Raw genomic sequence first — 10,048 nt, forward strand, 5'->3', positions numbered from 1 at the left:
GCCGCGATGAACCTTTTTTTATTCCACTTATGAATAAAAACGCCTTTTATATAAACAAATGTTTGTCATGTGATAGAGCTAACACTCTAATTTGGGTTTTGTAATAAAATGATGTTTTATTGGTAAGTATATGTTTAATATGATTTTAACAAGGTTCAGCTAACGGTTGTATGCTCGAAAACATTTGCACAATAGTGTGAAGTGTTTCAAAATTACGAAGTTATATTGAAATTTTTTGTGCATTGAGGTTCTTATGAAAGTCATTGATTTATTTAAACTCCGAGGCGATAGCATGTCTTCGCAACACTCAGAGTTTATGCAATGGATGTCTCCAGCTCTTAGAGATTACTGGGGCGACTTTCTTAATCGTACGCAAAATAGACATTTCTTTGCGTGGGTTCGTGATCACCACAAACCTGCTGTCAATGAAGATGCACCAGAGATGCCGGTGGAACAGCCGATCGTACTTAAGCCAGAAGCACAACTTGTGTTTGATGAGCTTAATCAACAGATCGGTGAAGTCATCCATACTGGCGACTGGATCAATGTAAGTCAAGACCGTATTAACCAGTTCGGCCTTGTTACTGAAGATATGCAGTGGATTCACACTGAGCCTGAAAAAGCGGAAACAGACTCTCCGTTCAAAACAACCATCGCACATGGTTTTTTAACTTTATCTCTGCTTCCTCGATTGACTGACAGTGTTGACCCTGACAAGTCTCAATTCCCAACAGCGAAGATGGTCGTAAACATTGGTCTTAACCAAGTACGTTTCCCATACCCTGTTAAATCGGGCAGTAATGTTCGTGCTAAAAGTACGCTAACAAAAGTAACGCCAATTAAGAAAGGCCTAGAGATTGAACGCGAAATTCGCGTCGAAATCGAAGGTATTCGTCGTCCTGGCGCTGTGATCGTTTCAGTGATTCAACTTCACTTCTAAACGAACCATATAGATTCCAAAAAAAAGAGAGAGCTTAATGCTCTCTCTTTTTTTTCATAAGATAAAACTCACTCACTTATTTAATGCGAGTGTAGCCATACTCTTCGATAAGGTCTTGCCCTTGCTTTGACTTCACGAACTTGATGAAGTCTTTGCTCTCGTCAGAAACTGAGTCTGTCTTGTGCAGCAACAAGAATGGGCGAGCCAATTCATAGCTGTGGTTAGCAATGTTCTTAGATGTTGGCTCTACGCCTTCAAATGTAATTGCTTTAATCGAACGGTCGATTGAACCAACAGAGATAAAACCAATCGCGTGTGGGTTATGGTTAACAATCGTTTTAACCATGCTGTTGCTGTTTACAACCAAGTTATTTGGGTTGATGTCAGACACTAGACGGTCATTAATGATCTTCGTTAAACCAAGCAAGCTTTCGAAGCTATAGCGTGAGCCAGAAGACGCTTCGCGAGTGACAACTGCGATAGGCTGATCTGCGCCACCCACAGCTTTCCAGTTCGTGATTTTGCCTTTGTAGATATCGAACAGCTGCTCACGTGTAACGTTGCTTACAGCGTTTGAGCGGTTAGTTACTACAGCTAGGCCGTCAAAGGCAATTGGAAATACCTTCAACTTCTCGTCTTGTTCGCGGTCGGTTAAATAACGCGAGCTCATACCGATGTCAGAGACACCTTTATTAACCATGGTAATACCTGCTGTAGAACCAATGCCCTGAACCGCAATATAGTTATCAGGGTGAGTCTTGTTGTACTCCTCAGCTAATACATCCATCACTCGTGATACTGAAGTGGAGCCCGAAATAGTGGTTTCTTGTGCTAAAGCAGCATGAGAAGACAGGGCTAAGGATAAAAGAGAGGCAAGCGCGACTCGTAACATAAACAACTCCTAGTTAATAACATTTGTCGCATATGATAGGTCGGTTATATGACACTTTTGTGAAATTCCATACTCTCGATGTATAGCTGTTCGCTTGATGAGTCGTAGCTTTCTGGGTTTCCGAAAGCAAGATTCGTTTCTGGGAGCAGGGCAGGTATTTTGATTACGCTTGTTCGCTAAAATGTTTGTTGAGTCCTAAGCTAAGTAGAGGAATTCACTACTTAGAAGTTTCTATGAAGTTACAAGGGGTGTTATGTCCGTCATTCATATCGAGCTGAATCGTCTTTTAATTGGGGCCGAGAGGCTCTGTATATCTCGAAATCGAAGTTTACCTGTCGAGCTAGGCAAATCCCTATATGAAGAGTGTGAGGGTGGTGTGCTGTTTTCTCAGGCGCATTATCTACTCGACTCATCTCACAGTGATTATACAAACGAGATCGTCTGCGTGACTTTTGATGAGTCGCTGTCTTGTTGGTTAGTGATGGTGCCGCTTGAAGGGGATGTCGAAACCGACTCTGTGAATTGGGGGCCGTATCCGTACCTTCCTAAATCGAAGGATCTTGATGCTATTTTGGCGGAAATAGAAAAAGACCCTAAATCGTACTTCTGGTCATAGTCACTCTGTTTTCACGTTTGCTGGTGGCCTGCTCGCAAAGCTGAATCAATGAGTATCAAAACTCAACCACTGAATCCCAAAGCCAAATCATCTCATCCCACACCCAAGTGGCTTAATATTGAAGCCACTTGGTTTACACCAGTTCCCAACTAAGACGTCCACATCAATCTATCGCTTTGTTTCTTTAAACTTGCGGCTTTACGCTCTGCAGTTGTGCTTGTGCCACTAGCGATCGGAAGTCTTTTGGTGTTTTTCCGTGATACGTTTTAAAGGCCGTGCTGAAGTGAGCGGCACTTTTAAAGCCTGACTCATACGCGATTTGAGTGATCGACTTATCCGATGTTCTTAGCTGAGTGGCTGCATGAGCAATACGTTTTATCTTTAATAAGTTTGAGAACGACAGATCTTCAGCCGATAAGCGACGTTTAAGCGTAGCCGGTGACATTCCCATGTAACTGGCGAGCGTATCCAAAGAGATATTGTTTTCAATGTTTTGCTCGATGTAATGAATGACTCTTTGGGTCACGGTTAACCTTGAAGCTCGAGCAATAATAGCCAATAGAGCTGGGTACTGTTCCACCATCAAAGACAGCAAACTTAAGCCTAATTGAGTGAGTGCGTAGTCATTCTGAGAAGAAGAGTTGGCCAGTGACATGATGAGATCTTTCAACTGACAGAGCTCAGTATCCGTTTGATTGAACTTAATGTACTTGTCTGGGATTCGAGCGGACTCTAAATCGCTGAACTGATTAATGAACTTTTGAAAGATAGCCAAATCAAAATCTAAGCAGGTTGCGCTGAATTCGCCATTTTCAGTGTTAACCGTGATGTCTTTAATCTGACCAGAATTGTAAAGGGTGAAATCTCCCGCTTGCAACGAGGCTTGAGTACCATTGGGCAACACAAAAGAAATGCTGCCTTTCGACACTATAAAGATACCGTTTTTAGAGGCAGGATAACGTTCTCGTCTCCTGGGAATGAAGTTTCTGAACTGAGTAACTGTGATTGATGACATAGTGAGCTTCTTTGACGTTGTAAATTGATTGCTTATTGATTGTTTTTTTTAAGTATTGTTTAAGCATGAGACATTTACAAAAAAGGCGCTAATAATTAGCGCCTTTAGAAGTGAACCTTTGAAGCTTTTGACCTTGATAGCTTTGACCTTGAAAGCCGAAACCTTGAAAGCTGTAGCTGTTAACGCCTTTAAGCTTCGGTTTCGTTTGTCGTTTCAGGCTCGCTAGGCAAGTCCGCAAATACTTGAGTAGGTTTTGCTACTAAGTTACGGTTTTCCTGATTAACTTCAGAGAGAACTACTTCTAAAACGTCTCCCAGTTTGTATACCATTTCTTTATCGATAGATACAGTACCCATATCACCGTTGCACTCTATTCTTTCTTTATTATTAAGAATGAGAGATCCAGGGATAAATGCAGCAGCACCATTTTCAAGTAAACGTACACGCATACCTGCACGGTTAATATCGAAAATCTCAGCTTGGAAACGAGTTTCTTCTGCTGGAGCATTGGCTAGAGTGCGAGCATACAACCAATCGCCAACATTACGCTCAGCCATGCCGTGGTGACGGCGGTGCAGGGCAAGTTCATCACCGATAGTTTCATCTGGTGTTTGAATTGGCGCTTTACCTAAGATGTGTGCTTTAAGCATACGGTGGTTAATCATGTCGCCATATTTACGAATTGGAGAAGTCCAAGTTGCGTAAATATCTAATCCCATCGCGTAGTGCGGTGCAGGCTCATTGCTGATCTCGCTATACGCTTGGAATTTACGAATACGGTTGTCGTAGTAGCTGTTATCTAAAGAACCTAACCAACGACGTAGAGTAGCAAAACCTTCTAGAGAAATGATTTGCTCTTCAGTGAACGGCGTTTCCGCTTGCGGGTTTACCAGTTCAAGAACGTCGGAGATTTTCTCAGCCTTGAAACCAGAATGGCAGTTAAACACACCTTGGTTGAAGCTCTCTTTTAGTACTCGGCCCGCACAGATGTTCGCGCTGATCATTGATTCTTCAACCAGCTTGTTTGCGCTACGACGCATGTCAGCGTGGATAGCGACAACATCGTTATCTTCGCTCAGTTCAAAGCGGTAGTCAGGGCGATCTGGGAACACAACAGCGTTTGCTGAGCGCCATGCTGAACGTGCTTGAGCAAATTGGTGAAGATCAGAAACAATTGCAGCAATCTCTTCTGATGGTTGCCATTTCTCTGATGCACCTGTTTCTAGCCAGTCTGATACGTTGTCGTAAGCAAGACGAGCATGAGATTTGATGTTTGCAGCGAAGAAGTTAATGTCATCACCGATAACGCCACCTTTAGATACCGTTACTGTGCAGCAAAGTGCAGGACGAACTTCGTTCTCGATCAGTGAACATAGGTTGTCAGCAAGATCACGAGGCAACATTGGGATGTTGCGACCAGGAAGGTAGATAGTGAAACCGCGCTCGCGTGCCACTTTATCCATCGCATCATCTGGAGAGATGTAAGCCGTTGGATCAGCAATTGCGATAGTCAGTTCAAAATCACCGTTCTCTTTCTTCTTCGCGTAAAGCGCGTCATCCATATCTTTTGTGCTTTCGCCATCGATAGTCACAAAAGGGACGTGCGTCATGTCTACACGTTCAAGATCGGCGTCATCGTTGATTAGCCAGTTGTCGATGCCTTCAGGCTCGCTGTTTGGTAGATCGTTTTGTGCCAGCGTTACCCACCAAGGTGCAATCTTGTCGTCAGCGTCTGTGATTTTCTCAGAGATCTGAGCCAAGAAACCATTGTCACCTTTTAATGGGTGTTGAACGATATGAGCAACAACCCAGTCACCTTCTTTAAGCGTTTCAGGGTTTAGACCCTTCATTGCTTTCGCTTTAAGTTGCAGTTTTTTGAGCTGCGGGTGATCAGGAACAACGTTCAATCGGCCTTTGAAAAGCTTAACTCGTGCAATAAAGCGAGTAAGACCTTGTTCAACCAATTCCTCAGGCTCTGCTACTTCGCGCTCTTTCTCTGTGCGAATGATGGCAATCACCTTGTCACCGTGCACACATTTCTTCATGTACGGAGGCGGGATAAAGAAGCTTGTTTTGCTATCAACTTCGAGAAAACCAAAACCTTTTTCAGTGGCTTTGATGGTACCTTCCTTTTTAGGGAGGGTTTCTTGGATTTGCTGCTTGAGCTGAGCGAGTAGAGGATTATCTTGAAACATTTTGACTTTTATCTATCGAGGACAATTGAGCACACTATAATCATTGCGAGGCTTGATTACTACTTAAAGGCGAAGTGAGCGTTAATTAATTGCCCTCTTATTTAACTAGGTCAATTTGCTAGGAGATGGGTGCTGTGACGAGATATTCATCAAGTTTTGACGATATGATAACCAGTATTGATGTAAAAGCGAAAAATATGTGATGTATTTCAATTTTTTCTGGATTTTTTTATGCATTTAGGGAATAATCCGCCTCCCTTAGACGTCCCTAATGGCTTGAAGTGTTTTATTACTGCTTCGTAACTCTGAATGGAATCAGTATCTGATTGGATCAGTATTGGAATTGATAGAGCTCCCGGGACCTTTTGTTTACTTATATATAGTGGGATCCCAATGTCCGAATCTGTAATTCAATTTAATGAATTAGCCCTAAACGATAACATTCTTTCAGCTCTTGATAGCATGGGTTTCGTTTCTCCGACTCCAATCCAAGCAGCAGCTATTCCTCTTCTTCTTGAAGGCCGTGACGCACTAGGTAAAGCACAGACTGGTACTGGTAAAACAGCAGCATTCTCTCTGCCTTTACTTAACAAAATCAACCTGAACCAACACAAACCACAAGCAATCATCATGGCTCCTACTCGTGAGCTAGCGATTCAAGTTGCTGCGGAAATCAAAAACCTTGGCCGTGATATCAAAGGTCTTAAAGTTATTGAAATCTACGGTGGTGCTTCAATTGTTGACCAAATGCGTGCTCTAAGCCGCGGTGCTCACATTGTTGTTGGTACTCCAGGTCGTGTTAAAGACTTACTAACTCGTGACCGTCTACACCTAGATGAAGCACACACATTTGTTCTTGATGAAGCAGATGAAATGCTGAAAATGGGCTTCGTAGATGACGTTACTTGGATCCTAGAGCAAGCTCCAGAATCTGCACAACGTGTACTTTTCTCTGCAACTATGCCTCCAATGGTTAAGACTATTGTTGACCGTTACCTACGTAACCCGGCTAAAGTTGACGTTGCTGGTACTAACCACACAGTTGATAAAGTAGCGCAGAACTTCTGGGTTGTTAAAGGCGTAGAAAAAGACGAAGCAATGTCTCGTCTTCTAGAAACTGAAGAAACTGACGCGTCAATCGTATTCGTACGTACTCGTCAAGACACTGAGCGTCTAGCTGATTGGCTATCTGCACGTGGCTTCAAAGCTGCTGCACTGCACGGTGATATTCCTCAGTCTCTACGTGAGCGTACTGTTGATCACATCAAACAAGGTGTGATCGACATCCTAGTTGCAACTGACGTTGTAGCTCGTGGTCTTGATGTTCCACGTATCACTCACGTATTCAACTACGACATCCCATTCGATGTTGAATCTTACATCCACCGTATTGGTCGTACTGGCCGTGCTGGACGTAAAGGTAAAGCGATCCTACTAGTTCGCACTAACCAAATTCGCATGCTTCGCACAATCGAGCGCGTAACTAAGTCTCAAATGGAAGAAATTCAACTTCCTCTACGTGACCAAGTTGCTGCTGCACGTGTTGCTAAGCTTGGCGCTGAACTTGAAACTGAGAAAGAAAGCAAAGCACTAGAAAACTTTGCAGGTCTTATCTCTACTCTTCAAGAGTCTCTAGAAGTTGATGCTGCTACTCTAGCTGCAATGCTTCTTAAGCGTCAGCAAGGTAAGAGCCCACTATTCTACGTTGGCGAAGACCCAATGATCGCTGCTATTGAGCGTGATAAGAACCGTCGCAAAGAGCGTCGTGAAGATCGTGACAACGGCCGTGACGGTGGTGGTCGCAACTTCAATACTCAAGATTGGGATACTTACCAACTACAAGTTGGCCGTGAGCAAGGCGTTCAGGTTAAAGACATCGTTGGCGCACTAGCAAACGAACTTGGCCTAACTAAAGGTTCTATCGGTGCTATCAAGCTAGACCAAGGTTCTACTTACGTTCAACTGCCAAAAGCAATGAACTCTGAAACTGCTGGTAAGCTAAGCAAACTTCGCATTCGTCAAAAAGAAGCTGGCGCTGTAGTTGTTGATTTCAATGACTTCCGTGAGCCTCGTCGTGGCGGCGGCGGTCGTGATGGCAACCGTGGTGGCAACCGTGGCGGTCGTGATGGTGGCGGCTACCGTGGTAACCGTGAAGGCGGCAACCGCGAAGGTGGTAACCGTGAAGGCGGTCGTGGTGGATACCGTGGCAACCGTGATGGTGCTCGCGATGGTAACTCTGCTGGCGGACGTGATGGCGAACGTCGTTTCGACCGTAACCGTGGTGGCGATCACCGTGGTAACTTCCGTGGCGAACGTGGCCATGGTAACGGCAATGGCGGTGGTAACCGTGGTCGTCGTCCAGAGCGCAACGAAGGTTAATCAACCTGTCGCTTAGACGCTTTAGGTCTAGACACTGAATTTAAAAGCCGAGCGTAATGCTCGGCTTTTTTGTGCCTGCTATTTGAACTTAAGCTTTTGTTGGCTCGATATTCGTAGCTAACTTACTTTAATCAAGCTTCGTTCCTGTAACTATGCTTCGTCCATGAAACTAAGCATCGCGCCTAGAACGAATGTTAGTGCCAAAACTTAGCTGTATCGCGTTCTAAGCCCATACCAAAAGAACGTGCTACAAGATGCTAAAACAAAGAGTGAAGGCTATCTAAGCGTCGTTACAGTGCATCTATTCGTAGAGTTGTGCTCGAAGGCAATCAAAATAAGATCAGATCACTATTCTCAACTTCAGTGAGCTTTTTGATGCAAACACTGAGCAATTGAGAAATCGAGCAAAAAGTTATCGGTAATGATAAGCAGACGAAAGGGAAGGGTGGTTGTTTTTTAAGCGGATCACCTGCATTTGTTCGAGTCGCTTTAATTAACTGAATCAAGTTAAAAATAACGTGAGCACTCGTTTGCGTCACCTGTTCATTAATTTTCTTATTCAACTATTTTTTAATTTCGCTCTCGAAATAAATAATTTAATGACCAAGATCAACTTAATTGTGTTCATTTAGTGATTTTTTCAAAACAAAAGTTGAAAGATTCAAAAATTATTGAATAATGGACTTAACTAAAATTGAAGTAAACACTTCATCCAATTCGTACTGAAACAGGATCCATATCCAATGTCTAATTCGTTTGTTCTGGTTATTAACTCGGGTAGTTCATCCCTAAAATTTGCTGTAATCGATTCTGTTTCTGGTGAAGCAGTATTAAGTGGCCTAGGGGAGTGTTTTGGTCTTGAAGATGCTCGTATGAGCTGGAAATATCAAGGCGAGAAAACTGAAATTGCCATTCAAGGCGAAGATAACCACCACAAAATTGCCATTGGCAAATTGGTTGGCCTGATGGAAGATCTAGGCTTCACTGCTGATATCGTGGCTATCGGTCACCGTATCGTTCACGGTGGTGAGAAGTTCACTCAAACCGTTCGTATTACTGAAGAAGTAACGAACGAAATTGAAAGCCTATCTGACCTAGCTCCACTTCATAACCCTGCAGGTGCTGTCGGCATTCGTGCTGCGATTGAAGCTTTCCCTTCTCTACCTCAATTTGCTGTATTTGATACGGCTTTCCACCAAACAATGCCACAACGTGCATTCACTGGTGCAATCGCAAAAGAGCTATACACAGACTTCGGCGTACGTCGTTACGGTTTCCACGGTACGAGCCACTACTTCGTTAGCCGTGAAGCTGCGAAGATGGTTAACAAGCCTATCGAAAAATCTAGCTTTATCTCTGTTCACCTAGGTAATGGCGCATCTGTATGTGCAATCAAAGACGGTAACAGTGTTGATACTTCAATGGGCTTCACACCACTTTCTGGCCTAATGATGGGCACACGTTGTGGTGACCTAGACCCAGGCATCATCGAATACCTACTTAAGAAAGGCTGGTCACAAGAGCAAGTATTTAACTCTCTAAACAAGGAGTCTGGCTTCCTTGGCGTGTCTGGTCTTACGAGCGATGCTCGTGGCATCTTAGAAGCAATGGAAGAGGGCCATGAAGGCGCTAAGCTTGCGTTTGAGGTGTTTACTTACCGCGTATCAAAATACATTGCTTCTTACCTTGCAACGCTAGATTCTTTAGACGGCATCATCTTCACTGGTGGTATCGGTGAGAACTCTCTACCAATTCGTCGTGAAATCCTAAACAACCTTAAGATTCTAGGTTTCGTTGAAGATGTAGCAGGTAACGAATCTGCTCGCTTTGGTGCTGAAGGCATCATCGGTAAGTCTGAAATGCTAAACGCATTAGCAATGGTTATCCCAACCAACGAAGAATTCGTGATCGCCCAGCAGTCGGTTGAACTGCTGTAATTTTTTCAAAAACAGATAGTTAAAAGCGAGCTTAGTGCTCGCTTTTTTGATCTTATATGTTGGATAGACCATCG

The 10,048-nt window shown here is 43.6% G+C and carries 7 protein-coding genes; 4 read left to right on the plus strand and 3 right to left on the minus strand.

Features of this window, described 5'->3' with window-relative positions; genetic code table 11:
• The first annotated feature begins 253 nt into the window (after positions 1-253).
• The gene (locus tag AB4274_RS12860; protein WP_372074988.1) at positions 254-940 is read left to right on the plus strand and encodes a MaoC family dehydratase; all 687 of its coding nucleotides are present in this window, start codon (positions 254-256) and stop codon (positions 938-940) included.
• 76 nt (positions 941-1,016) lie between these two features.
• Here the strand turns inward: AB4274_RS12860 and AB4274_RS12865 are convergent, their stop codons facing one another.
• Positions 1,017-1,832 carry a phosphate ABC transporter substrate-binding protein gene (locus AB4274_RS12865; RefSeq protein ID WP_017064361.1) on the minus strand — a complete coding sequence of 272 codons (816 nt, stop codon included), beginning with the start codon at positions 1,830-1,832 and terminating at the stop codon, positions 1,017-1,019.
• A gap of 253 nt (positions 1,833-2,085) precedes the next feature.
• Between AB4274_RS12865 and AB4274_RS12870 the strand changes: the two genes are divergently transcribed.
• Positions 2,086-2,448: a DUF3024 domain-containing protein gene (locus tag AB4274_RS12870; protein ID WP_017068411.1), complete on the plus strand. Its 363-nt coding sequence runs from the start codon at positions 2,086-2,088 to the stop codon at positions 2,446-2,448.
• Between the two features lie 184 nt (positions 2,449-2,632).
• Here the strand turns inward: AB4274_RS12870 and AB4274_RS12875 are convergent, their stop codons facing one another.
• Both AB4274_RS12875 and rnb read right to left on the minus strand, forming a co-directional pair.
• On the minus strand, positions 2,633-3,463 hold the full coding sequence (locus AB4274_RS12875; protein WP_017064362.1) for an AraC family transcriptional regulator: 831 nt from the start codon (positions 3,461-3,463) through the stop codon (positions 2,633-2,635).
• A 188-nt stretch (positions 3,464-3,651) separates the two neighbouring features.
• Positions 3,652-5,658 carry an exoribonuclease II gene (gene rnb, locus AB4274_RS12880; protein ID WP_371722077.1) on the minus strand — a complete coding sequence of 669 codons (2,007 nt, stop codon included), beginning with the start codon at positions 5,656-5,658 and terminating at the stop codon, positions 3,652-3,654.
• A 309-nt stretch (positions 5,659-5,967) separates the two neighbouring features.
• Between rnb and AB4274_RS12885 the strand changes: the two genes are divergently transcribed.
• A complete protein-coding gene (locus AB4274_RS12885; protein WP_080582207.1) occupies positions 5,968-8,037 on the plus strand; it encodes a DEAD/DEAH box helicase in 2,070 nt (689 codons plus the stop codon).
• Positions 8,038-8,780: 743 nt separating this feature from the next.
• On the plus strand, positions 8,781-9,974 hold the full coding sequence (locus tag AB4274_RS12890; RefSeq protein WP_372055964.1) for an acetate/propionate family kinase: 1,194 nt from the start codon (positions 8,781-8,783) through the stop codon (positions 9,972-9,974).
• Positions 9,975-10,048: the final 74 nt, after the last annotated feature.

The organism is Vibrio sp. 10N.261.55.A10 (assembly GCF_041470825.1).
GTDB classification, from domain to species: domain Bacteria; phylum Pseudomonadota; class Gammaproteobacteria; order Enterobacterales; family Vibrionaceae; genus Vibrio; species Vibrio crassostreae_C.